The sequence below is a fragment of the Pseudonocardia sp. MH-G8 genome (assembly GCF_002262885.1).
Lineage (GTDB): Bacteria > Actinomycetota > Actinomycetes > Mycobacteriales > Pseudonocardiaceae > Pseudonocardia.
The window spans coordinates 53,683-75,094 of record NZ_NKYF01000031.1 but is presented as its reverse complement, the minus strand read 5'-3'; the positions used below and the strand labels follow the sequence as shown (position 1 = coordinate 75,094).

Below are 21,412 nucleotides of genomic sequence, written 5' to 3'. Positions count from 1 at the left end.
ACCCGTGCACGTGACGCACACCGCCGTACAAGCCCTCGAGTTCGGCGCGGTCGACGGTGGCTCGCTCGCGCAGGGCATCGTCGCGACGCTGCTGTTCTTCGTCGTCGGCGCCGTCGTGCTGAGCCTGGGCTTCCTCGCCCTCGACCTGCTCACGCCGGGCAACCTGCGCCGGCAGGTCTACGTCGACCGCAACCCGAACGCGGCGATCCTGCTCGGGGCCAACCACCTCGCACTGGCGATGATCGTCGTCACCTCGATCATGACGAGCGCCGACAGCCTGGGCCAGGGCCTGGTCGACTCGGCCGTCTACGGGATCATCGGTGTCGTGCTGCAGGCGGTGGCGCTCCGGCTGCTCGACGCGTTCGTCCCCGGCCACCTGCGCAACCTCGTCAACGAGCCGCGCATGAACGGCACGGCCTGGGCGGTGGGCATCAGCCTGGTTGCGATCGGCGCGGTGAACGCCGCCGCGCTGTCCTGAGCGATCCGGTGACGGCGGGCACGCGGATGAGGCCCCCTCTGCGGTGGGCCCGGCCGCTGTTGCTCGCCGCGGTGGCCGTCTGCGCCGCCTGCGGGCTGGTCTACGAGCTGGTCCTGCTCACGCTGTCGGCGAGCCTCGTCGGCGGCGGCATCACCGAGACGTCCTTGATCGTCGCCGGCTTCGTGGCGGCGCTCGGCGCCGGCGCGCTGCTGGTGAAGCCCCTGCTGGGGCACGCGGCGACGGTCTTCGTCGGGGTGGAGATCCTGCTCGGCGTCGTGGGCGGGCTCAGCGCGGTGACGCTGTATGTCACCTTCTCCTTCTACGGCACGAGCACCGCCGTCCTGGTCGGGGCCACCGCGGTGATCGGCGTCCTCGTCGGGGCGGAGGTGCCCCTGCTGATGACGCTGCTGCAGTCCGGGCGCACCGGCATCGACGCCCGCACGTCGGGGAAGGTGCTCGCCGACCTCAACGCCGCCGACTACGCCGGTGCCCTGCTGGGGGGCCTCGTCTGGCCGTTCGTGCTGTTGCCGCTGGCCGGGCAGGTCCGCGGTGCGGCCGTGACCGGGATGGTGAACCTGGCGGCTGCCGCCGTCGTCGCGGCGTTCCTGCTGCGGGAGCAGATGAGCGTGCCGGCCCGGCGCACGGCCACCGCCGCGCTGCTCGCCGCAGCCGTCGTGCTGGGCGTGCTGCTGGTCCGGGCCCAGGACATCGAGGTGACGGCCCGGCAGCGGCTCTACGCCGATCCGGTCGTCGTCGCCGAGCAGTCGGCCTACCAGCAGGTGGTGCTCACCGAACGCAACGGCGACGTGCGGCTCTACCTCGACGGCGACCTGCAGTTCTCCAGCCTCGACGAGTACCGCTACACCGAGACACTCGTGCACCCGGTGCTGGCGGACGACCCCGAGCGGGTGCTGATCCTCGGCGGGGGCGACGGACTGGCCGCCCGGGAGGTGCTGCGCCACCCGTCGGTGCGCGAGATCGTGCAGGTGGACCTGGACCCGGCCGTCCTCGACCTGGCGCGCACCCGGCTCGCCGAGCTCAACGGCGGTTCGTTGACCGACCCGCGCGTCGACGTGATCGCCGCCGACGCCTTCACCTGGCTGCGGGAACCGGCCGCGCACGGCTTCGACGCGGTGGTCGTCGACATGCCCGACCCCGACACCCCGGCCCTGGGCAGGCTCTACTCCACCGAGTTCTACGGATTGGTGCGCGCCGCGCTGAACCCGGGTGGGCTGGTGTCGGTGCAGGCAGGCAGCCCGTACTCCACGCCCACGGCGTACTGGCGCACGATCTCGACGATCTCCTCGGCCGGCCTCGCCGTGACGCCCTACCACGTGCACGTGCCCAGCTTCGGCGACTGGGGCTTCGCGCTGGCGGGCTCCGGCGGGGCACCGCCGGCCCTGACGCTCTCGGCACAGGCCCCGCCCCTGAGGTTCCTCGACGAGACCGTGCTGCAGGCGGCCGCGGTGTTCCCCCGCGACCGCCTCCCACAGCCTCTGCCCCCGTCGACGCTGGACCGCCCCCTGGTGGTGGACGACACGCGCCACGGCTACGTGGGCCGCTGACCACGTTTCCCACGGGTCGGGGCCCGGAACCGCACGTGTCGCGACACCTGCGCTGCCGGCCTACGACCGGCACCTCATGATCCGTCCGACCCGTACCGGACGGCGCCAGGTACGGCGCTCAGGCACGGCTCGGAACGATCTCGACGAGGCGATCGCAGCGTGTCGTACGTCAGCGCGGTCGGCGCGACCCCGGTGCGCGGCTCGCAGGGGTCTTCGGCCGGCCGGCGGGGCCCGCAGATCGGTTCCCCCGTAACGGTGCTCGGCGGAGATCGAGTCATGCAGGGCACACCTCTGCACAGATCGGACATCGGATGACCGCTCCCCGCCATCCCCGGCCCAATCCGTACGAGCGCCAGGCTCCCCCGGAGCCCTACCGGCGCCCGGACCACCCCGAGCAGGGTGGTCCCGGCCCCCGGCACGGCCACCCCGAGCCGGACGACCCGCAGCAGGCCTACCCGGCGCAGGGCTTCGACGCGCGCTTCCCGGACCGGGGCAGCCCGGAACGCGGCTTCCCGGAGCAGGCGTTCCCCGAACAGCGCCGCCGGCAGCAGCAGTACCGGGAGCCGAATTCGGGAGGGCACCCGCACCCGCGGCAGGCGCGCTCCGCGCCGCCGCCCCAGCGACAGGCCTCCGCCACCGATCCTTACGCGGAGCAGCACGGCCGCCACGTCCTGGGGCCTCGGAACCAGGGCTCTCCGGTTCCGCCGTACCCGGAGTACAGCCATCCGGACCACAGCTATCCGGACCACAGCCATCCGGAGCAGGGGTACCGAGGGCAGCCCGGCCGGATGCACGAGGACCGGCTGCCGGCGCACGAGCGTTCGCCCCGATCGGACGTCGCCCCGGTGCATCCCGATCGTTACCGGGCCCACCAGCAGGCGCCTGCACAGCACCGCGAGGCTCCGGCGCCTCCTGCGTCTCCCGCACCGGCGGACCCGGCGCCACCGCGGCGTCAACGGTTCGGGGGACTCGCCTGGGCGGCGCTCATCCTCGGGATAGTGGGCGTCGTCGGGTCGCCCGTCATCATCCTGAACAACGTCACGGCCATCGCCGCGGCCGTCGGCCTCGTCCTCGGCATCATCGCGGTGTTCGGGTCGCGCAAGGTGCTGTCGCTCATCGCCGTCGTGCTCTGCGTCGCGGCCCTCGCCTTCACCCTGATGGCCCAGAACGCGGCGGTGGCGGCGTTCGACCGGCAGCTCGCCGGGTTGACCGGTGACGATCCCGCGGCGATGCAGGACGTGGTGGCCCGCGACTGCGCCATCGTCGACCGTGGGTACGGCCTCGTGGTGGCCGAGGGCACGATCGAGATCACCAACAGCACGGAGGACCCGCAGACCTACACCGTCACCGTCAGCGTGAACGACGACGCAGGTGCCCGCATCGGTGAGATCAACGCCATCGCGAACTCGCTGGCGCCGGGGCAGAGCGTGGCCCTGTCCGGGATGGACGCGACCGGCACCGCCACCGAGCAGGCGCAGCCCGGTCCGGCGGCGTGCCAGGTCGCCGACGTCACGCGATTCGGCAGCTGAGGGCACAGCCCGTGCGACTCGCGCGCAGCGAGGGCGCGACACGCGTGCATCCACACCCCGACTCGCGGGGTTCGGGGCCCGCCCTCCGCGAGTCGGGGTGTGAGGGCGCGTGTGTCGCGCCCTCGTCAGACCGGCACGTCGGGCAGCTCCAGCTCGTCGAGCAGGGTGTGCAGGCTCGCGCGCGTGGCCTCGTCGAGGGCCGCCGCGGGAGAGCGGACCGTCGCCGTCTCGATGATGCCGCGGCGCACCAGCACCTCCTTGTGCACGGCCCAGGCGATGCCCGGCTGCAGGCCGAAGAGCACCAGGGGGGTGAGGCGGGCGAACGCGGCGCGGGCCTCGGTGCGCCTGCCCGCCTCCCAGTCGGCGAGCACGGGGCGCAGCAGGTCGGGGAACTCGCACGCCGGCATCGTGCCGATCGCGCCGCGGTGGTACTCCTCGAGCACGAACTGGGAGTTCTGCCCGCCGAGCACCGCGAAGCCGTCGTCGGCCACCGCCGCGGCCAGCGCCTCGACCACCTGGCCGACCTTCGGCGCCGTCGGCGGCGCCTCGACCTTCACCGAGGTGACGCCGTCGAGCCCGGCGAGGGTCGCGATGAGCGCGGGCGGCATCGCGACGCCGGTGGCGCCCGGCGCGTCCTGCACCATGACCTCGCACGACACGGCGGCGGCCACGTCGCCGTAGAAGTCGACCAGCTGCGGGGCGCTGGGCTTGACCAGGAACGGCGGCAGCACCATCAGCGCCTGTGCGCCGCCGTCCTGCGCGGCGCGCGCCTGCTCGATCGCGACGACCGTCGAGGTGCCGTTCACACCGGCCACCACGGGCACAGCGCCGTCGACGACCTCGACGATCGTGGCCAGCACGCGCTCACGCTCGGCGGCGGTGAGCGCGAACCCCTCGCTGGCCATGCCGAAGGTGGCCACGCCGTCGACGCCCGCGGCCAGCTGGAAGCGGGTCAACCGGGCGAGGCCGGGCAGGTCGAGCGCGCCGTCCGCGGTGAACGGCGTCGCGAGGATGGGTACGAGGCCGTGGACGAGGTGCGACATCGGTGGTCAGGACTCCTGGGCGAGGCGGGCCACGGCGTCGGCGTCGACCTCGACGCCGAGCCCGGGGGCGGTGGGCAGGGAGGCGGAGCCGGCCGCCACGTCGAGCGGCCGGGTGAGGATGCGGGTGCCGACCTCCACCGAGGTCGGCTGGTACTCGAACGCGGCCAGGTCCTCGACGGCCGCGCTGACGTGCAACCCGGCCGCGAGGGCGATCCCGAGCCCGACGGAGTGGTGCGGGGCGACCGGCACGTGGCGGGCGGCGCACACCTCGGCGATCGCCATCAACTCGGTGATGCCGGTGCGGGCGACGTCGGGCTGGGCGAGCCGCAGCGCCCGCGCGTCCACCCACTGCGCGAACTCGAACCGGTTGCGCAGAGCCTCGCCGACGGCGACCGGGAGCTCCGCGCGCGACACCAGCTCCGCGTGCCCGGCGAGGTCCTCGGGCGCCAGCGGCGCCTCCAGAAACCAGCAGCCGCGCTCGGCGAGCCCGCGCGCGAGCCGTAGCGCGCCGTCTACGGGGTAGGCCCAGTGCGCGTCCACGGCGATGCGCAGCTCCGGGGCCGCCGCGCGGACCGCGTCGACCGTTGTGAGGTCCTCGGCGACGCCGTGCCCGAGGTGCAGCTTCACCGACCGCGCGCCCCGCCGGACCCAGTCGGCGGCCAGCGCGGCGCGCGCGGCGTCGTCGGGGCGGGGGAGGCCGGAGACGTAGGTCGGGAGCTCCTCGCGGAACGCGCCGCCGAGGAGGTCGGCCACCCGGCGGCCGGTGAGCTTCCCGGCGAGGTCCCAGAGCGCGATGTCGACCGCGGCGAGGGCGTCGGCCTGGTGCCCGACGAGGTGCCCGCGCTCGCGCATGAGGTCGCGCAGGCGCACCCACGCCGGCCGGGGAGCCGTCGCGTCGGCCCCGGTCAGCACCGGCGCGAGCAGCAGGTCGACGACCGCGGCCGGCACCTCCGGTGCGACCGGCGCGAGCGCCTCGCCCCAGCCGCTCGTGCCGTCCTCCGCGGTGACCTGCACCAGCAGCGTCTCGTAGCGGTCGGAGTAGAGGCTGCGCCACGGCTCGCGCACCGCGTAGCCGCCGGGCGGGGCGCTCCCGTCGGGCAGGGCGCCCAGGTAGGCGGCGTCGGCGCGCAGCTTGAGGACGTGGGTGGTGACCGCGGCGATCCTCATAACGGAACCACCTGCTGGTTGACGCCATGCAGCATGTGAGCAAGACTTCCACACAGTGCATGAGCGATGCAAACAGCGGATGGAGCGATGCAGTGTCTGCGGACCAAGGCCTGAACCAGAGCGTCGAGCGGGCCACCTCGGTGCTGGCGACGTTCCTGGACGCGGGCGCCGATCTGCGCGTCTCGGACGTCGCGCAGCGCGCCGGGCTGGGCCAGTCGACGGCGTCGCGGCTGCTCGCCACGCTGGAGCAGCTGGAATACGTGGAGCGGGACCCGGCCACCGCGCTCTACCGCCTCGGCCCGGCCGTCGTCGGGCTGGCCGGGGCCGCGGTGAACCGGCACCCGGTGCACCGCGAGGCCCGCCAGCGGGCGCAGGAGCTCGCCGCCGCGACGGGGCTGGGCGCGAACGTCGCGGTGCGCCGCGGCGCGTCGCTGTCCTACCTCTGCAACTTCGAGGGCCACCTCGCCCCTCGCTCGTTCACGCTCATGGGCCAGCGCAAGCCGCTGCACGCCACCGGGCTGGGCAAGTGCCTGCTGCTCGGGCTCGGGCCCGCGCAGCGCCGGGAGCTGATCCCGGAGCTGTCCCGGTTCACCGCGCAGACGCTCACCGCCCACGACGCCCTCGACGCGGAGCTGACCGCGGTCGCCGAGCGCGGCTACGCGGTCGAGCGCGAGGAGCTGGCGCTGGGCCGGGCGTGCGTGGCCGCCCCGATCCGCGACCACGCGGGCGACGTCGTCGCCGGGATCTCGATCTCCGGCCCGCTGTCGGCGATCGACCTCGCGCACCGGGAGGTCGAGCACGGCCGCCGGATCGTCGAGGTGGCCGACGCGATCAGCATCGGCCTCGGCTACGTCGGCCCCCGCCACCAGACCGCATCCACGACGGAGTGAGATCATGACGAGAGGCCGCTTCCGCAGGAGCGTGGCGCTCGCCGCCGCGGCCGCGCTCTGCACGGTGTCCGCGTGCGGCGGCGCTGCTGACGACACGCTCGTGCTCGAGTTTCCCTCGTGGCAGGCCGCCGACGAGTCGTTCTCGCCGTGGTGGCACGAGCTGATCACCGCCTACGAGACCGAGCATCCGGGCGTCGACATCGACTTCTACCAGGTGCCGTTCGACAGCTTCGTGGCCCAGCAGACCACCCGGTTCGCGGCAGGGGACCCGCCGGACGTCGTGCACCTGCCGGCGAGCAACGCCGTGCAGTTCGCGGCCCGCGGCTGGCTCGCACCCCTGGACGAGCAGCTGGCGACCACGGACGTGGCGCAGACCTGGAGCCCGCTGCAGGAGCAGATGCGCTGGGGTGAGCACACCTACGGCCTGCTGCTGCTCGGGTACGGCTACGCGTTGTTCTACAACGAGCAACTGCTCGCCGACGCGGGCGCCTCCGTGCCGACCGACCCGCAGCAGATGCTCGCCGCGGCGCGGGCCGTGTCCGGCCTGTCCGACGACGTGTTCGGCTTCGGCGCCACCACGGTGCAGAACTCGGACAACTACACCGAGATGTCCGCGTTCGTCGTCGGCAACGGCGGGGCCTGGTCGCAGCCGGACGGACGGATCACCACCGACGACCCCGAGGTGCTCGAGGGCATGCGTCAGTACCGCGACCTCGTGGCGACCGCGCCGCTGGGCATCCAGTCCCAGCAGCGCAACGAGCTGTTCTTCAACGGGCAGATCGCCATGCTGATCGACGGCCCGTTCCTGCTGTCGGAGGTGCAGGGCGCCCCGGAGGAGGTGCGGCAGCATCTGAAGGTGGCCGCGCCGCCGTTCCCCGTCGTGCCGGGAGGGGTCAGCAACAGCCTGCACGTGCCCGCCGACGCCGACCCGGAGACCGCCGCGGCCGTGTGGGACCTGATCGAGATGGCGTCGCGACCGGACTGGCAGCGCCGCTACACCGAGCTCACGGCGGTGCCGGCGCCGCGGGAGGGCTCGGTGACCCCCGAGGCGCTGGCTGCCACGCCGGAGCTGGAGCTGTTCGGGCAGCTCGCCGACCGGGCCGTGGACATCTTCCCCCGGTCGCCGCAGCTGCGGCGCAACCACGGGCGGGTGAGCGACGCCGTCGCCTCGGCCGCGATCCGGCTGATCGCCAGCGGCACCCCGGTCGACGAGGCCGCCGCAACCCTGCGCACCGACCTGGAAGAGGCAGGCGATGACTCCTGACGTGATGGTCGAGCGCGCGCCCGCGACAGCGCCGCCGCCCCGCCGGGGCCGGACCCGCGCCGAGCGCGACCGTTGGTTCGCCTACGGGATGCTCACCCCGACGCTCGCCGCCGTCGGGTTGCTCATGGCCTATCCGCTCTACGTGGCGATCCACCTCTCGTTCCGCGGCGGCGAGATCACCGACCTGCAGAACCTCGGGCAGTACCCGCTCACGCTCGCCAACTACGTCGAGGTGATCACGGACCCGGAGCTGCTCGGCGACATCTGGCGCTCGGTCGTCTACACGGTCGGCGTGGTGGCGCCGGCGTTCGGCATCGGGCTCGGGCTGGCGCTGCTGCTGCACCGCTCGTTCCCCGGCAGGCGGATCGTCCGCCCGCTGTCGCTGCTGCCCTGGGCGGTACCGGGCGTGGTGGTGAGCGCGGCGTTCAGCTGGATGCTCGACGGGTCGTTCGGCGTCGTCAACTACTTCCTGCGTTCACTCGGGCTGATCGAGGAGAACGTGGCCTGGCTCGCCGACAGCCGCACCGCGATGGCGGCGGTGATCATCCCGACCGTCTGGAAGTTCTACCCGTTCTTCACCCTCGTGCTCCTCGCGGCGTTGCAGGCCGTGCCCGAGGACCTGTACGAGGCCGCCCGGATCGACGGTGCGCGTCCGTGGCAGCAGTTCCGCTACGTCACCTGGCCCGCCCTGCGGGCGCCGTCGGCGCTGGCCATCGTGATCACCGGCGTCGGGGTGTTCCGCGAGTTCGACTTCATCTTCCCGCTCACCGGCGGCGGTCCCGACGACGCCACCCGCACGCTGGCGATCCGCATCTACAACGAGGCGTTCGAGTTCTTCGGCTTCGGGGTGTCGGCCGCACTCGGCGTCGTGACCATGTTCATCGCCGGGCTGCTGCTGCTCGCGGCCGGCCGGTCCGTCCGACAGGGGTTCATCTGATGGGCGTCACCGCGGTGCGCAGGCGCGCGACCACACCCCGGCAGTGGGGCCTGCTGGCGGTGAGCGTCGCCGTGCTCGCCGTCCTGCTGTTCCCCGTCTACTGGATGGTGATGACCTCGGTCGTGCCGTCGCAGCAGCTGTTGACGTCCGCGCCACCGCTGCTCCCGCCCGCCGGTTCGGTCAGCCTCGACGCCTACGGCGAGGTGCTGACGAGCCGGCCGATCGGGCGCTGGCTGTGGAACTCGGCGCTGGTCACCGTCGGCACCGCCGCGATCGCGGTGGTGGTCTCGACGCTGGGCGGCTACAGCCTGTCCCGGTTCCGGACGCGCGGGCAGCAGGCGATGGGCTACACGTTGCTGTTCAGCCGGATGCTGCCGGGCACGCTGCTGATCATCCCCGTGTTCGTCGTCTTCGCCTCGGCGGGGATGATCAACAATCTCTGGGCGGTGGTCCTGGTCAACGTCGCCGCCACGGTGCCGTTCACGACCTGGCTGATGAAGGGCTTCGTCGACGGCGTGCCCGTGGAGGTGGAGGAGGCCGCGATGATCGACGGTTGCGGCCGGCTGCGGGCGCTGTGGCTCGTCGTCGTCCCGTTGCTGCGGCCCGGCCTCGCCACCACGTTCACCTACGCCTGCATCCTCGCCTGGGGAGACTTCCTCTTCGCCCGCACGCTCATGCCGAACCCCAGCGGCTGGACGATCACCGTGGGGATCGCGTCCTTCATCGGCGAGTTCAGTGTCGACTGGAGCGGGCTGATGGCCGCCGGGATCCTGTCGATGGTGCCGATGCTGGTGCTGTTCGTGTTCCTCGAGCCGTTCCTGGCCCGCGGCATGGCCGCCGGATCGGTGAAGGGGTGAGGCTCAGCCGCCCACCACGCCCCCGTCCTCGCGGGTGATCACGATCGTCGCCGAGCGCGGGCGGCCGGTGGCGCTGAAGTCGGGCCAGTTCGAGCCCGCGCGGGGGTCCTCAGGCGTGCCCGAGTCGCCGGGGTGCTGGATGTTGACGAACAGCGACCGGCCGTCCGGGTCGGCGGTGATGCCGGTGATCTCGGAGCGCGGGGGACCGACGAGGAATCTCCGGATGTCGCCGGTGGCGGTGTCCGCGGTGAGCATCTGGTTGTTCTGTTCGGCGCCGTTGACGGTCGGCTGGGTCCCGTCGGTCTGGATCCACAGCCGGCCCTCGCGGTCGAACCACAGCCCGTCGGGGGAGCCGAACGCCTGATCGGCGGGCACGGTGGCGCCGCTCGCGGTGTCGCCTGCCAGCAGGAAGACGTCCCAGGTGAAGCTCGTCGCGCTGGGGTCGCCGCCCTCGTCGATCTTGATGATGTGGCCGAAGCGGTTGTCCAGCCGCGGGTTCGCCGCGTCCACCGACTCCGTGCGGGCGGTGTTGTTCGTGCAGGTGAAGAACACCGCGCCGGTGCCGGGCTGCACGGTGCACCACTCGGGACGATCCATCGGCGTGGCACCCACGGCGGCCGCCGCCATCCGCGTGCGGACCAGCACATCGGCCTGGTCGGCGAAACCGTCCGCCGCCGTGAGGCCCGGCTGCCCGTGCACCAGCGGCAGCCACCGGCCGGAGCCGTCCTCCTCGAGCCGGGCGACGTGCAGCGTGCCCTCGTCGAGCGGGCTGCGCCCGGCCGCGAGGGCGCTCTCGATCGGCTCGGCGCCCACGAACTTGTAGAAGTGCTCGAACTGGGTGTCGTCGCCCATGTAGACCACGGCCTCACCGCGCCCGCCGGGCACGACCACGGCGTTCTCGTGTTCCATCCGTCCCAGCGCGGTGCGCTTCTTCGGGGCGGCGGCGGCGTCGAACGGGTCGATCTCGACGACCCAGCCGAACCGGTGGTACTCGTTCGGCTCGGCCCGCATGTCGAACCGGGCGTCGGTCGTGTACCAGGGGTAGGAGTCCTCCGAGCCGACCCCGTAGCGCTCCTGCGCCGAACCGGCGGGTGGCGGCTGCTCGCCGTAGTAGAAGTACTTGTTGAAGGTCTCCTCGCAGGTGAGGTAGGTGTCCCACGGTGTCGGACCGCTGGCGCAGTTGTTCAGCGTTCCCAGCACCCGGACGCCCTCGGGATCGGCGCCGGTGCGCAGCAGCGGGTGCCCCGCCACCGGCCCGGTGATCTCGGCGGGGGTCGTCATCGTGATCCGCCGGGCGTGGCCGGACTCGACGACGTGCCACCGGCCCTCGCCGTCCTGCTCCACCTCGATCACCGAGACGCCGTGTGCGGCCTGCGACTTCGCGGTCTTCTCCGGAGTCCACGCGGCGCGCCCGTCGGCGTGCAGCAGGTCCTCGGTGGTCGCCTCGTGGTTGACGCACAGCAGCCCGGCCCGCCTGCCCTCCAGCGGGAAGAACCACATGCCGTCGTGGTGGTCGCCCGCCTGCAGGGACTGCTCGGCGGCGCTGTTGCCGGCGTCCTCGCGGAACGCCGGGCCGGACGGGACGATCGGGTCGCCCCAGGCGAACAGCACCTGGTAGCGGTAGCCGGGCGGCAGCACGACCTCGTCGGCCACGCTCGGGGCGACTGCCGGGAACCCGAGCAGCGCCGCAGGGACCGCCGGTCCACCGTCACCGGGTGCGCAGGCGGCACCGAAGAACGTCGCTGCGGCGGTGGCGAGCCCGCCTGCCAGCACGTTCCGCCGCGACAGGCGCCGTTGCGCGAGCACGGAGAGGGGCGGGGTGACGGGCGTGTGCACTACGGGCCTCCGGAGGGGACGCAGCCGCGGGGTGGCGGCGTCCGCGGCGACCCTAGGGAGCCGACATGGCGCAACGATCTCTTCCGGGTGAACGCGAGTGGTGGCCCGGCGCAACCGCGTGAGGAGGAGCGCGCGGGTGCCGTCAGCCCATGTCACGCGCCTTCTGGGCGGCGTCGAGCAGGACGGTGCCGAGCTGCTCGGCCTCGTCCACGGTGAACGACCAGCGGTGGGCCATCGCGGCGGGGTCGCCGTCGCCACCGGTCGGCAGGACGACGACGAGCGTCTCGCCGTCCTCGCGACCCTCGCGCGGCAGCGCGAGCTCGACCTGGAGGTTCATGCTCGGGGTGACGTCGTGCTGAAGGCGCATGGCCCCGACCATGCCCGTCGCCGCCCGGACCCGCCCGCCAGCCGCGACGACGGGTCGCCGGGGCGCGGTGACAGGTGCCTCGAGGTGGGAACGGCGTGAAGTCGGTGTGCGGCGGGAGGGCCACCCGAGCGGGTGACACCCGGTTCGCCTACCGTGCCGGGCGGCCACCACGCTCCCCGCCGAAAGGGCCACTCGATGCCGCACGCCTTGATCGTCGCCCCCATCATCGCCTTGGCCGTCGTGGACGCCGCCGTGGCGATCCTCAAGCGCCACGCTCGGGTACCGGTGGCGGCGCGGGCGACACGCGACTGACCTCGCGACGAGCGAGACGTGAGCGGGGTGTCACCCGTGATCGAACCCCGCTGGTGTCTCGCTCGTCGCGCACCGCCCCGTGATCAGGCGGCTCCGCCGACGACCGCCGTGGCCTCGACCTCGACCAGCAGGCCGGGCTCGGCGAGCGCCGCGACCCCGATCCCGGTCAGTGGCGCGGCCGGCGTGACGCCCAGCTTCGCCGCGGCCCGGCCGACCCCCTCGGCGAACAGCGGCATCTTGTCCGGCGTCCAGTCGACGAGGTAGACGGTCAGCTTCGCCACGTCGTCGAAGGTGGCGCCGACCTCGGCCAGCGCGACGCCGATGTTGAGGTAGCACTGCTCGACCTGGGCGGCGAAGTCGCCCTCGCCGACCTTGCGGCCCTCGGCGTCAAGGGCGACCTGGCCGGCGATGAACACGAGCCGCGATCCGGTGGCGACCGACACCTGCCGGTAGAGGTCGACCTGGGGCAGTCCGGCGGGGTTGACCAAGTTGATGGGCATGTTCCATGTATAGCAGAGCAATGTTATGTATCGTCGCGGCATGGCGAGAACCAGGGACCCGGCGGTGCGCACCCTGCTCGTCGAGCGCGCCGCGCGCATGCTCCGCGACCGCGAACCCCTCACCCTGCGTTCGCTGGTCGCCGGGACCGGCGTGTCGACGATGGCCGTCTACACCCACTTCGGAGGCATGGACGGCCTGTGGATGGCGCTGCGGCAGGAGGGCTTCACCCGCCTGGCGGCGAGGTTCGCGGCGCTGGCGACGACCGACGACGCGGTCCGGGACCTGACCGCTCTGGTCGCGGCCTACCTCGGCAACGCCCTGGACCATCCCGACCTGTACCGGGTCATGTTCGACGCCTCCGTCGAACTCGAGGACCTCACCGCCGCGGACGCCACCCTGGAGTACCTGGTCCAGGCCGCCCGCCGGGGCCGGGACGACGGTCGCTTCCGGCGCGGCACCGACCCCCTGGAGCTGGCGACCCAGAGCTGGGTCACCGGCCACGGCCTGGCGTCGCTGGTCGCGACCGGACCCTTGCCGCGCCGGACGCTCGACGGCGGCGCCTCGATGCTGACCGCGCTGTTCATCGGCGCGGGCGACCGACCAGACCGCTGCCGCGCCTCGGTCGAACGCGGCTGGCCGCCGCTCGGCGAGGAGCCGGGGGCCGGCCATTAGCGAGACCGGGGGTCGCGGCTGGGCCTCTCCGTATTGCCGACCCCGCGGGCAGCCACCTCACCGTGCGAAGGCCGGCGCCCGACGTGGGCCTGTGCGCGAGCTCGTTCGACGAGGTGCGGGTAGTGCAGTTCGAACGCCGGACGCTCCGAGCGGATGCGGGGCAGTTCGGTGAAGTTGTGCCGCGGCGGCGGGCACGAGGTGGCCCACTCCAGCGAGTTGCCGAAGCCCCACGGGTCGTCCGCGGTGACGACACGCCCGTAGCGGTAGCTGCGGAACACGTTCCAGATGAACGGCAGCGTGGACGCGCCCAGCACGAACGCGCCGATCGAGGAGATCGCGTTCAACGTGGTGAAGCCGTCGATCGGCAGGTAGTCGGCGTAGCGGCGCGGGAAGCCCTCGTTGCCCAGCCAGTGCTGCACCAGGAACGTCAGGTGGAAGCCGATGAACGTGAGCCAGAAGTGGACCTTGCCCAGCGTCTCGTCCAGGAACCGCCCGGTCATCTTGGGGAACCAGAAGTAGATGCCGGCGTAGGTGGCGAACACGATCGTGCCGAACAGCACGTAGTGGAAGTGGGCCACCACGAAGTAGGTGTCCGAGACGTGGAAGTCCAGTGGTGGCGATGCCAGCAGTACGCCGGTCATCCCGCCGAACAGGAAGGTGACGGCGAAGCCGACCGCGAACAACATCGGAGTCTCGAACGTCAGCTTCCCCCGCCACATGGTTCCGATCCAGTTCACGAACTTGATCCCGGTTGGGACGGCGATCAGGAAGCTGGTGAGGGAGAAGAACGCCAGCAACACTGCGCCGGTGGCGAACATGTGGTGGGCCCACACCGCGGCCGACAGCATCGCGATCGTCACTGTTGCGAAGATCATGCCCTTGTAGCCGAACAGCGGCTTTCGAGCGAACACCGGGAAGACCTCGGTGACGATCCCGAAGAACGGCAGCGCCACGATGTAGACCTCGGGGTGGCCGAAGAACCAGAACATGTGTTGCCAGAGGACCACACCGCCGTTGGCCGGGTCGAACACGTGAGCACCGAGGTGGCGGTCAGCCAGCAAACCGAACAGCGCCGCAGTGAGGACCGGGAACGCGAGCAGGATGAGGATCGAGGTCACGAAGATGTTCCAGGTGAAGATCGGCATCCGGAACATCGTCATGCCGGGGGCGCGCATGCAGACGATCGTCGTGATGAAGTTGACGGCACCCAGGATCGTTCCCAGTCCGGCGACGATGAGACCCGTGATCCACAGGTCTGCGCCGGCGCCGGGGGAGTGGGCCGCGTCGGACAGCGCGGTGTAGGCGAACCAGCCGAAGTCGGGCGCACCGCCCGGGGTCAGGAAGCCGGACAGGACGATGAGCCCGCCGAACAGGAACAGCCAGTACGAGAACGCGTTGAGCCGGGGGAACGCGACGTCGGGGGCGCCGATCTGCAGCGGCACGATGTAGTTGGCGAAGGCGAACAGGATCGGCGTGGCGTAGAGCAGCAGCATGATCGTGCCGTGCATGGTGAACAGCTGGTTGTACTGCTCGCTGGACAGGAACTGCTGCCCCGGCACTGCCAGCTCGCCGCGCATGAGCAGCGCCATCGCGCCGCCGGCGAGGAAGAAGCCGAACGACGTGACCATGTACAGGATCGCGATGTCCTTGGGGTCGGTGGTCCGCAGCATCCGCAGGAATGTCGATCCCCTCGGCACTCGCCGGACGGGATAGGGGTGGACAGCGATCGGCTCGGGACGTCGGAGGTCGGTCATCGCAGTGTCACGCCTGCACCGGCAGCCGCTCGATTCGCACCTGCCACTGGTCCGGGCCCGCCTCGAGGTAGTCCCACCCGAACTGGTCGGGGTAGGTGGCCTGGAACTCGCGTCGCAGCGGTTTCGGGTCGTGGTTGTTGACCAGTACGAAGGATTCCCCGGGTGCCAGCCGGGCGTAGATGCCGAAGATGCGCGGGTGTCGGCGGCCGTGCGGGACATCGCGGACGTCCACCTTCGCCGGAATGTCGAGGATGCCGCCGGCGAGCAGGATGCCGAGGTCCTCGACCAGCATGGGAAGATCCACACCCGGGAGGGTGGCCAGTGCGGGGATCAGCACCTTCTGCTCGACGTGGACGCAGACCTCGAGCAGGCCGACGAGTGCGTGCGCAGAGGCGGCGACATCAGCGGAACTGTCCGCGCGCTTCAGATCGGTGATCCGCTCGGCTGCGAGGTCGTGCTGGGCCCTCAGTGCGCGGACCAGCAGCCGAGTCTCTGCCGCCCTGGCTGCGACCGAGTAGAGCACCCGATCTGTCGCCACCAGGTGGCGGACGACGTGCTGGACGCAGAAGTCGGTCAGCGTCTCCCGCGCATCCTCCCGGTCGGCGAGGCGGAGCTGCAGTTCAGTGGCCAGGGCGACCTTCGCGGCGAGCTCGGCGAGCAGCTCGTCACCGCGGTCGCGCAGCATGTGCTGCGCCTGTCGGGCGGGGTCGGTGGGAGTGTCCTGGATGTGGACCTGCAACGTCACGACGTGTCCTCCTGCCTACCGCGGCACCTGCCGGTGCCATCCGGAGTCCAGCAGGTTTACCTTATTTTCACAAGGGTTTATTGTGTTAAATGTGCCGTGCCCCGCCGACACCTCACTGGTGGCCGGGCTCCCGCCGCAGCCGATGGAAGGTCAGGACGATGAGTGAGCGTCGCCAGCAGGTGCTCGACATGATCCATCGGGCTGCGGCGCCGGTGAGCGTGTCCGAGACCGCCGACCACCTCGGTATCCACGCCAACACCGCCCGCTTCCACCTCGAAGCCTTGGTGGGGGAGGGCATCGTCGAGCGGGCGTCGGACGCTCCTTCTGGGCGGGGACGGCCACGAGTCGGCTACCGGGCGCGGCCGGGACTGGCGCGCGGCGGCGCGCGCCGCTACCGCATGTTGGCCGAGATCCTGCTCGGCCACCTGTCCGCCACGAGCGACGACGCGGCCGACACCGCAGCCGCTGCAGGTCGGACGTGGGGTGCGCATCTTGTCCCGCGGCCCGCGCCGTTCCGCGAGATCACGAGTGGCGAAGCGGTCGAACGGCTGACGACGATGCTCGACGACCTGGACTTCGCGCCCGAACCCGTCGCCGGCGACGGCGGCCTCCCGGACCGGGTCCGGTTGCGGCACTGCCCGTTCCTCGAGCTCGCCGAACCGCACCGTGACCTCGTGTGCCCGCTGCACCTGGGTCTGATGCAGGGCGCGCTGACCGAGCTCGGCGCACCGGTCACGGTCACCGCCCTGGAACCCTTCGCCGAGCCCGCCGCGTGCCTGGCCCACCTCGCACCGAGCCCCGATCGCTGAGAGGGATCGTGCAGATCGTCGACGACGCGTGCAGTGCAGCTCGCCTGCAGCGGCAACCGGGCGCCAGGCGCCCGTTCCGGACGGGGTGAGCGTCTCGATCGGGCTCCTGCCCGTCCGCGCCGGTGAATGCGGCGACGTGTGTCAGGCGTCGAGCTCGGCTGCGGCGACGGCGTGTACGGGCGGTGCCAGGAGCCCGAGCTCCCGTGCGATGGCCGGGATCTCGGGGTCCGCGAGGAACCCCTCGTAGTCCTGCGCGTCCCAGTCGAAGACGGACCACGCCCGGTGCGCGTCGTCGGGATCGAAGTAGACCCGGGCGCCCCGGCAGCCGTGCTGCCGCCGCTTCTGCGCGCCGACGGTCTCGAAGACCTCCAGGAACCGATCCGGTTCGACGACCCTGGCGATGGTGACGATCATTGCCTGCTCCTCGGCGTCGTGACGGCTCCGCGGTGGACGATCAGGACGGTAGAATCTCGAGTCGGGTCGAGGTCAAGTGCGCGCCAACCGACGCCTTCGGGTGTGGTCCCGACGCGCTCGCCTCCGCGGTGGTCGCCGCCCGGTTCGGGGCCGCCCGCGCCGACCTACTGGAGGCCTCGGTCACCGGAGTGGACCCACGTCTCGTCCGGGAGTGGTCCGAAGACCCGTTCCTCATGCCGCGGGTGCAGCTGCGCTCGCACTGAGGCGGGGCATCAAGGGCTGGCAACCGGGTTCAGTCATGAGATGGATCGGAGCCGGCCGTGGGGCGGGCGGTGGAGTTGGTCGACGGCCTGGGCCGCTCGTTCGTCCGCGGGGAGGAAGACGACGAGTTGTTGGGTGTCCGTGGGGAGTTCGAACGTCTCGCGGAGCAGGTGCAGCTCGTGCCCGGCAGGGTGGGTGAGCCGGAGGGTTCCCCGTCGTGGCACCACGTGGCGGTGCAGGCGGCGGGTGAAGTCGGAGCCGGCAACGGGGGCGAGTTCGGCGGTGAGCCAGTCGGAGTTCTCGACCGACGGTGCGAGCCACAGGTCGAAGGCCTGCTCGTCCGCGACGTCGTCCCAGTCGGTGAAGAACGCGCGGGCTCGGGGGTCGGTGAAGACGTAGCGGGTGAGGTTCGGCGGGTCGGCGTCGAGGAGCCCGGTTCCGTCGGTGATCGACTCGTAGCCGCTGGTGTGCGCCAGGATGTCGCCCAGCCGGTTGGTCACGATGGCGATGCCCGGTTCGAGGAGGCGGAGCGTCGTCAGGACGGACGGTCGCACGTGCCGGCGCAGTGGTGCGGGTCGGGCGTGGGCGGAACACGTGTCGCCGGTGATCTTCGCCAGGTAGCGCAGGTGGTTGCGCTCCGAGGGGCCGAGGCCGAGCGCATCGGCGAGCGCGTTGACGACCGCAGCCGAAGGATTGCGGTCGCGGCCCTGCTCGATGCGCGTCAGGTACTCGACGCTGATGCCGGCGCGCGTTGCGAGGTCCAGTCGACGCAGGCCGGGGGACCGTCGGCGGCCGCGGTCCGGCAGTCCCAGGGATTCCGGCTGGATGCTGTCGCGCGCGGCCCGGATGAAGTCCCCGAATGGCTTCCCCATGTCGTGAGCCTATGACGCTGCCCGCCCGTCGCGCGGTGCGCGAGGGTGGCCCCCTGGGGGCCAGCCCGAGCACGGCCTGTTCGTCGCCACGGTGCCGCTCGATCGTGGGGGCGTGGAGAACAGGGACAAGCTGCTGGACGAGCGTCGTCGGCAGAGGACGCGGTCGACGGGGCGTTCCGGTCGGGCGCTGTTGGTGTGGGGTTTGCTGGTGGTGGCGGCGAACCTGCGGGCGAGCCTGACCGGCGTCGGACCGCTCCTGGATCGCGTGCAGGCCGATCTGGCGCTGGCTCCGGCTGTGGCGGGCCTGCTGAACACGGTGCCGTTGCTGGCGTTCGCGGTGATCTCGCCGCTGGTCCCGCGACTGGCCGCGCGGTGGGGTCCCGAGCGGCTCCTCGGGGGTGCGCTCGTCGTGCTGGCGCTCGGGATCGCGGTCCGGTGGGCGCCGACGGCGAGCAGCCTGTTCGCCGGAACCGTGTTGATCGGGGCCGGGATCGCCGTGGGCAACGTTCTGCTGCCGAGCCTGATCAAGCGCGATTTCCCCACCAGGGTCGGGCTCCTGACGAGCGCGTACGCCACCGTGATGGGCGGTGTCGCCGCAGTGGCATCCGGGATGGCGGTGCCGATCAGCCAGGTCGCCCCTGGCGGCTGGCGCACCGCGTGGGGTCTCTGGATCGTGTTCGCCCTGGTGGCCATCGTGCTGTGGCTCCCGCAGATGCGGACACCGCCGCCGGCCGACGAGGCGATCGGCAGGCACCGGTTGCCGTGGAGATCGGCACTCGCGTGGGCGGTCACGGTGTTCATGGGACTGCAGTCGCTGGGCTTCTACGTCGTGGTCACCTGGTTGCCCCAGGTGTTCCAGGACAGCGGGGTGAGCGCGGCTGCGGCGGGATGGCTGCTGTTCCTGTTCCAGGTGGTCGCGGTGGTGACCAGCCTGGCGGTGCCTGCCGCGCTGCGGTGGGCACGTGATCAACGCGCGCTGGCGACGACGAGCTCGGCGGTCCTGCTCGCCGGCTACCTCGGACTCCTGGTGGCGCCGGGATGGGCGCTGCTGTGGAGTGTCGTCCTCGGACTGGGCGGCGGAGCGTGCCTGGTGCTCGCACTGGCCTTCCTCAGCCTGCGCGCCCCGGACGCGGCTGCGGCGGGCGCGTTGTCCGCGATGGCGCAGTCGATCGGGTACCTGCTGGCCGCCGCAGGACCGGTGGTCTTCGGGCTGCTGCACACCGCCGGTTCCGGATGGCATGCACCGATCATCCTGATGTGCGTCGCTGCGGCCGGCCAGACGATCGTCGCGATGGTGGCAGGCCGAGGCACGGTGCGGCCTGGTCACGCTCGACCTCCGGCCTGATCACCAGCCGCGGGAGCGCCATTCCGGGATGCCGGGGCGCTCCCGCCCGAGGGTGGTGTCGTCCCCGTGGCCGGGGTAGACCCACGTGTCGTCCGACCGCTCGCCGAAGACCCGCTCCTCCAGGTCGTCCATCAGCGAGCCGAACTCGGCAGGCCCGTCCGTCTTCCCCGGTCCTCCCGGGAAGAGCGTGGATTCCCACAACTGGGTGCGCGCGCTCTTCGTCGCCACCGCGTTCCTTCCCCGCCACGACGCAGCGCTGAGACGCCCAGCCCGTCAAGGTCGGCTGCCGGGTTCCGAGAGCCTGGCCTTCCAGACGAGCCGCGCGCCTCCGACGAGGGTCGTTGCTGCTGACAGCGCGATGAGAAGGATCATGAATGAGGGGTACAGGTAGAAGGCCTGGGTCCAGGTGATGTCGCGTCCGCGGTAGAGGGCCCTGACTATGGCGGGGAAGAGGACGAGGACAACGAGTGGCGCCAGGAGCAGCGGAACACCGATGAGCGCTCTGCGAATCGTGTGGGTCGTCGCCCAGCGTCGGGCTCGGACGAATCCGATCGTTCCGAGCGCGAGCGCGAGGAGGGCGATGCCGAGCAACACTCCGTCGACGGCGACCGTCTGCGCAGAGGCGGGCGCCGCAGGCTCGCCGTCGATGAGGGCGACGAGCCGCTTCCCGATCGCGGACGCGTCCCCGTAGGCAAGGCCGGTGTTCGCCATGACGGCGATGCCGTACCCCGACTCGGGGAGCAGGGCCTGGCAGGTGGTCGAGGTGAAGAGGTCGCCGCCGTGGGAGACGAGCGGGGCGCCGGACGGTGTGCGTCCGACCGACCAGCCCAGCGCGTAGTCGCCCGAGACCGACGATGACGGGGAATGCATGGTCTTCAGCGATTCGGGCGAGACGACCGCTGTGGTTCCTGGAGGCGTCGACCGGTTCTGCATGATCAGCCACGAGGTCATGTCTTCGGCGGTGCTCAGCACCCCGCCCGAGCCGGCTCCGAACGCGGTGGGTTCCGCTGCCGGGATGGGATGGCCCAGCAGCTTGAGATGGCCGTGGGCCGTCGGGGGGAGGTCGTCGTCGGTGCCGATGCTTCTGCTGTCGTTCATGGCCAGTGGGGTGAAGACATGATCGGCGAGGTACTCGTCGAACGGCTGCCCACTCACGACCTCCACCAGGCGAGCGGCGATCTGGTAGTTCGGGTTGTAGTAGGCCCATTGGCTGCCGGGTGGGCTGGTGAGTTCGGCGTCACGGAAGTCCGCGACCGAGTCGCGCAAGCTCTCGGGCTGCGGACGGGTGAACTGGCTGACGCCGGCATCTGTCAGGCCCGAGGTCTGGTCGAGGAGTTGGCGAGCGGTGATCCGGGCGCCTCGGGGGTCAGCGGTGACGAACTCGGGCAGGTAGCGCTGCACGGGCTGGTCGAGTTCGAGCCGCCCCTGCTCGGCGAGCTGGACCACGGCCAACGCCGTGAAGGACTTGCTCACCGAGGCCATCGCCATGACCGTCGTCGCGGTGACCTCCTGACCGTCGGCCGTGTGGCCGAACCCGCGGGCGAGGATCACCCTGTCGCCGCGTGTCACGGCGACGGCGACGCCGGGCACGTGGGCGGTGTCGCGGTACTGCTCGACGACGGAGCTGACGGTCGCGGGGGCCACGGCTGCGGGCTGTGGGTGCGCTGCGGGGGTGATGACCAGCAGGGAGGCCGGCGCGGCGATGGCAAGGAGGAGGACACGAGCACGACGTCTCACGGATGTCGATGGTGGTCGGTGTGTTGCGGTCCCGGATCGGACCACGGTCCGATCTTC

At 71.8% G+C, this 21,412-nt stretch carries 20 protein-coding genes and 1 pseudogene; 10 read left to right on the top strand and 11 right to left on the bottom strand.

Features of this window, described 5'->3' with window-relative positions; translation table 11 throughout:
* Positions 1-10 precede the first annotated feature (10 nt).
* The 3 genes from CFP66_RS39955 (at position 11) to CFP66_RS39945 (ending at position 3,572) form a co-directional block, all read left to right on the top strand.
* Complete coding sequence (locus CFP66_RS39955; RefSeq protein ID WP_198961996.1) at positions 11-478, top strand: DUF350 domain-containing protein; 468 nt, start codon at positions 11-13, stop codon at positions 476-478.
* 26 nt (positions 479-504) lie between these two features.
* Entirely contained in the window at positions 505-2,043 is a 1,539-nt protein-coding gene (locus tag CFP66_RS39950) for a polyamine aminopropyltransferase (protein WP_094930619.1), read from the top strand.
* 311 nt (positions 2,044-2,354) lie between these two features.
* Complete coding sequence (locus CFP66_RS39945) at positions 2,355-3,572, top strand: FxLYD domain-containing protein (protein WP_094930573.1); 1,218 nt, start codon at positions 2,355-2,357, stop codon at positions 3,570-3,572.
* Positions 3,573-3,697: 125 nt separating this feature from the next.
* On the opposite strand, the gene CFP66_RS39940 is transcribed toward CFP66_RS39945, so the two are convergent.
* The gene (locus CFP66_RS39940; RefSeq protein ID WP_094930572.1) at positions 3,698-4,615 is read right to left on the bottom strand and encodes a dihydrodipicolinate synthase family protein; all 918 of its coding nucleotides are present in this window, start codon (positions 4,613-4,615) and stop codon (positions 3,698-3,700) included.
* 6 nt (positions 4,616-4,621) lie between these two features.
* Positions 4,622-5,782 (bottom strand): mandelate racemase/muconate lactonizing enzyme family protein, encoded by a 1,161-nt coding sequence (locus CFP66_RS39935; protein WP_094930571.1) that lies wholly within the window; start codon positions 5,780-5,782, stop codon positions 4,622-4,624.
* Between the two features lie 92 nt (positions 5,783-5,874).
* On the opposite strand from CFP66_RS39935, the gene CFP66_RS39930 reads away from it, so the two are divergent.
* From CFP66_RS39930 to CFP66_RS39915, 4 genes are read left to right on the top strand one after another with little or no spacing between them, the layout of a single operon-like run.
* A complete protein-coding gene (locus CFP66_RS39930) occupies positions 5,875-6,672 on the top strand; it encodes an IclR family transcriptional regulator (RefSeq protein ID WP_094930570.1) in 798 nt (265 codons plus the stop codon).
* Between the two features lie 4 nt (positions 6,673-6,676).
* Positions 6,677-7,936: an ABC transporter substrate-binding protein gene (locus CFP66_RS39925; protein ID WP_094930569.1), complete on the top strand. Its 1,260-nt coding sequence runs from the start codon at positions 6,677-6,679 to the stop codon at positions 7,934-7,936.
* Complete coding sequence (locus tag CFP66_RS39920; protein WP_094930568.1) at positions 7,926-8,873, top strand: carbohydrate ABC transporter permease; 948 nt, start codon at positions 7,926-7,928, stop codon at positions 8,871-8,873. The genes CFP66_RS39925 and CFP66_RS39920 overlap by 11 nt, the downstream gene beginning before the upstream one ends.
* Positions 8,873-9,730: a carbohydrate ABC transporter permease gene (locus tag CFP66_RS39915; protein ID WP_094930567.1), complete on the top strand. Its 858-nt coding sequence runs from the start codon at positions 8,873-8,875 to the stop codon at positions 9,728-9,730. Before CFP66_RS39920 ends, CFP66_RS39915 begins: the two co-directional genes overlap by 1 nt.
* Before the next feature lie 3 nt (positions 9,731-9,733).
* On the opposite strand, the gene CFP66_RS39910 is transcribed toward CFP66_RS39915, so the two are convergent.
* From CFP66_RS39910 to CFP66_RS39905, 3 genes are all read right to left on the bottom strand, one after another.
* The gene (locus CFP66_RS39910) at positions 9,734-11,566 is read right to left on the bottom strand and encodes a PhoX family phosphatase (protein ID WP_158228404.1); all 1,833 of its coding nucleotides are present in this window, start codon (positions 11,564-11,566) and stop codon (positions 9,734-9,736) included.
* A 142-nt stretch (positions 11,567-11,708) separates the two neighbouring features.
* A complete protein-coding gene (locus CFP66_RS48295; protein ID WP_158228403.1) occupies positions 11,709-11,933 on the bottom strand; it encodes a hypothetical protein in 225 nt (74 codons plus the stop codon).
* 395 nt (positions 11,934-12,328) lie between these two features.
* Positions 12,329-12,745: a RidA family protein gene (locus tag CFP66_RS39905; RefSeq protein WP_094930565.1), complete on the bottom strand. Its 417-nt coding sequence runs from the start codon at positions 12,743-12,745 to the stop codon at positions 12,329-12,331.
* A gap of 40 nt (positions 12,746-12,785) precedes the next feature.
* On the opposite strand from CFP66_RS39905, the gene CFP66_RS39900 reads away from it, so the two are divergent.
* Complete coding sequence (locus CFP66_RS39900; protein ID WP_094930564.1) at positions 12,786-13,418, top strand: TetR/AcrR family transcriptional regulator; 633 nt, start codon at positions 12,786-12,788, stop codon at positions 13,416-13,418.
* Here the strand turns inward: CFP66_RS39900 and ctaD are convergent.
* The gene (gene ctaD / locus CFP66_RS39895) at positions 13,415-15,172 is read right to left on the bottom strand and encodes a cytochrome c oxidase subunit I (protein WP_094930563.1); all 1,758 of its coding nucleotides are present in this window, start codon (positions 15,170-15,172) and stop codon (positions 13,415-13,417) included. The two genes, CFP66_RS39900 and ctaD, sit on opposite strands and share 4 nt — an antisense overlap.
* A gap of 7 nt (positions 15,173-15,179) precedes the next feature.
* The gene (locus CFP66_RS39890) at positions 15,180-15,917 is read right to left on the bottom strand and encodes a DUF2249 domain-containing protein (protein ID WP_233160088.1); all 738 of its coding nucleotides are present in this window, start codon (positions 15,915-15,917) and stop codon (positions 15,180-15,182) included.
* Between the two features lie 158 nt (positions 15,918-16,075).
* Between CFP66_RS39890 and CFP66_RS39885 the strand changes: the two genes are divergently transcribed.
* Positions 16,076-16,726 (top strand): metalloregulator ArsR/SmtB family transcription factor, encoded by a 651-nt coding sequence (locus tag CFP66_RS39885; protein ID WP_094930562.1) that lies wholly within the window; start codon positions 16,076-16,078, stop codon positions 16,724-16,726.
* A 141-nt stretch (positions 16,727-16,867) separates the two neighbouring features.
* Here CFP66_RS39885 and CFP66_RS39880 read toward each other — a convergent pair whose 3' ends face one another.
* Both CFP66_RS39880 and CFP66_RS39870 read right to left on the bottom strand, forming a co-directional pair.
* A complete protein-coding gene (locus CFP66_RS39880) occupies positions 16,868-17,140 on the bottom strand; it encodes a hypothetical protein (RefSeq protein WP_094930561.1) in 273 nt (90 codons plus the stop codon).
* 296 nt (positions 17,141-17,436) lie between these two features.
* Positions 17,437-18,273: a helix-turn-helix domain-containing protein gene (locus tag CFP66_RS39870; protein WP_094930559.1), complete on the bottom strand. Its 837-nt coding sequence runs from the start codon at positions 18,271-18,273 to the stop codon at positions 17,437-17,439.
* Positions 18,274-18,385: 112 nt separating this feature from the next.
* Between CFP66_RS39870 and CFP66_RS39865 the strand changes: the two genes are divergently transcribed.
* The gene (locus CFP66_RS39865) at positions 18,386-19,618 is read left to right on the top strand and encodes an MFS transporter (RefSeq protein WP_198961994.1); all 1,233 of its coding nucleotides are present in this window, start codon (positions 18,386-18,388) and stop codon (positions 19,616-19,618) included.
* Here the strand turns inward: CFP66_RS39865 and CFP66_RS39860 are convergent.
* A pseudogene (locus CFP66_RS39860) lies at positions 19,619-19,807 on the bottom strand (MBL fold metallo-hydrolase); the annotation flags it as partial. It lies immediately after the preceding gene.
* Positions 19,808-19,891: 84 nt separating this feature from the next.
* Positions 19,892-21,355, bottom strand: coding sequence for a serine hydrolase (locus CFP66_RS39855; RefSeq protein ID WP_233160087.1), 1,464 nt, complete (start codon positions 21,353-21,355; stop codon positions 19,892-19,894).
* Positions 21,356-21,412: the final 57 nt, after the last annotated feature.

Excerpts from the sequence above, each read along its gene's own strand:
- CFP66_RS39950 (WP_094930619.1), top strand. The coding sequence starts at position 505 with ATGAGGCCCCCTCTGCGGTGGGCCCGGCCGCTGTTGCTCGCCGCGGTG.
- CFP66_RS39945 (WP_094930573.1), top strand. The coding sequence starts at position 2,355 with ATGACCGCTCCCCGCCATCCCCGGCCCAATCCGTACGAGCGCCAGGCT.
- CFP66_RS39940 (WP_094930572.1), bottom strand. The coding sequence starts at position 4,615 with ATGTCGCACCTCGTCCACGGCCTCGTACCCATCCTCGCGACGCCGTTC.
- CFP66_RS39935 (WP_094930571.1), bottom strand. The coding sequence starts at position 5,782 with ATGAGGATCGCCGCGGTCACCACCCACGTCCTCAAGCTGCGCGCCGAC.
- CFP66_RS39925 (WP_094930569.1), top strand. The coding sequence starts at position 6,677 with ATGACGAGAGGCCGCTTCCGCAGGAGCGTGGCGCTCGCCGCCGCGGCC.
- CFP66_RS39920 (WP_094930568.1), top strand. The coding sequence starts at position 7,926 with ATGACTCCTGACGTGATGGTCGAGCGCGCGCCCGCGACAGCGCCGCCG.
- CFP66_RS39915 (WP_094930567.1), top strand. The coding sequence starts at position 8,873 with ATGGGCGTCACCGCGGTGCGCAGGCGCGCGACCACACCCCGGCAGTGG.
- CFP66_RS48295 (WP_158228403.1), bottom strand. The coding sequence starts at position 11,933 with ATGCGCCTTCAGCACGACGTCACCCCGAGCATGAACCTCCAGGTCGAG.
- CFP66_RS39905 (WP_094930565.1), bottom strand. The coding sequence starts at position 12,745 with ATGCCCATCAACTTGGTCAACCCCGCCGGACTGCCCCAGGTCGACCTC.
- CFP66_RS39900 (WP_094930564.1), top strand. The coding sequence starts at position 12,786 with ATGGCGAGAACCAGGGACCCGGCGGTGCGCACCCTGCTCGTCGAGCGC.
- ctaD (WP_094930563.1), bottom strand. The coding sequence starts at position 15,172 with ATGACCGACCTCCGACGTCCCGAGCCGATCGCTGTCCACCCCTATCCC.
- CFP66_RS39885 (WP_094930562.1), top strand. The coding sequence starts at position 16,076 with ATGAGTGAGCGTCGCCAGCAGGTGCTCGACATGATCCATCGGGCTGCG.
- CFP66_RS39880 (WP_094930561.1), bottom strand. The coding sequence starts at position 17,140 with ATGATCGTCACCATCGCCAGGGTCGTCGAACCGGATCGGTTCCTGGAG.
- CFP66_RS39870 (WP_094930559.1), bottom strand. The coding sequence starts at position 18,273 with ATGGGGAAGCCATTCGGGGACTTCATCCGGGCCGCGCGCGACAGCATC.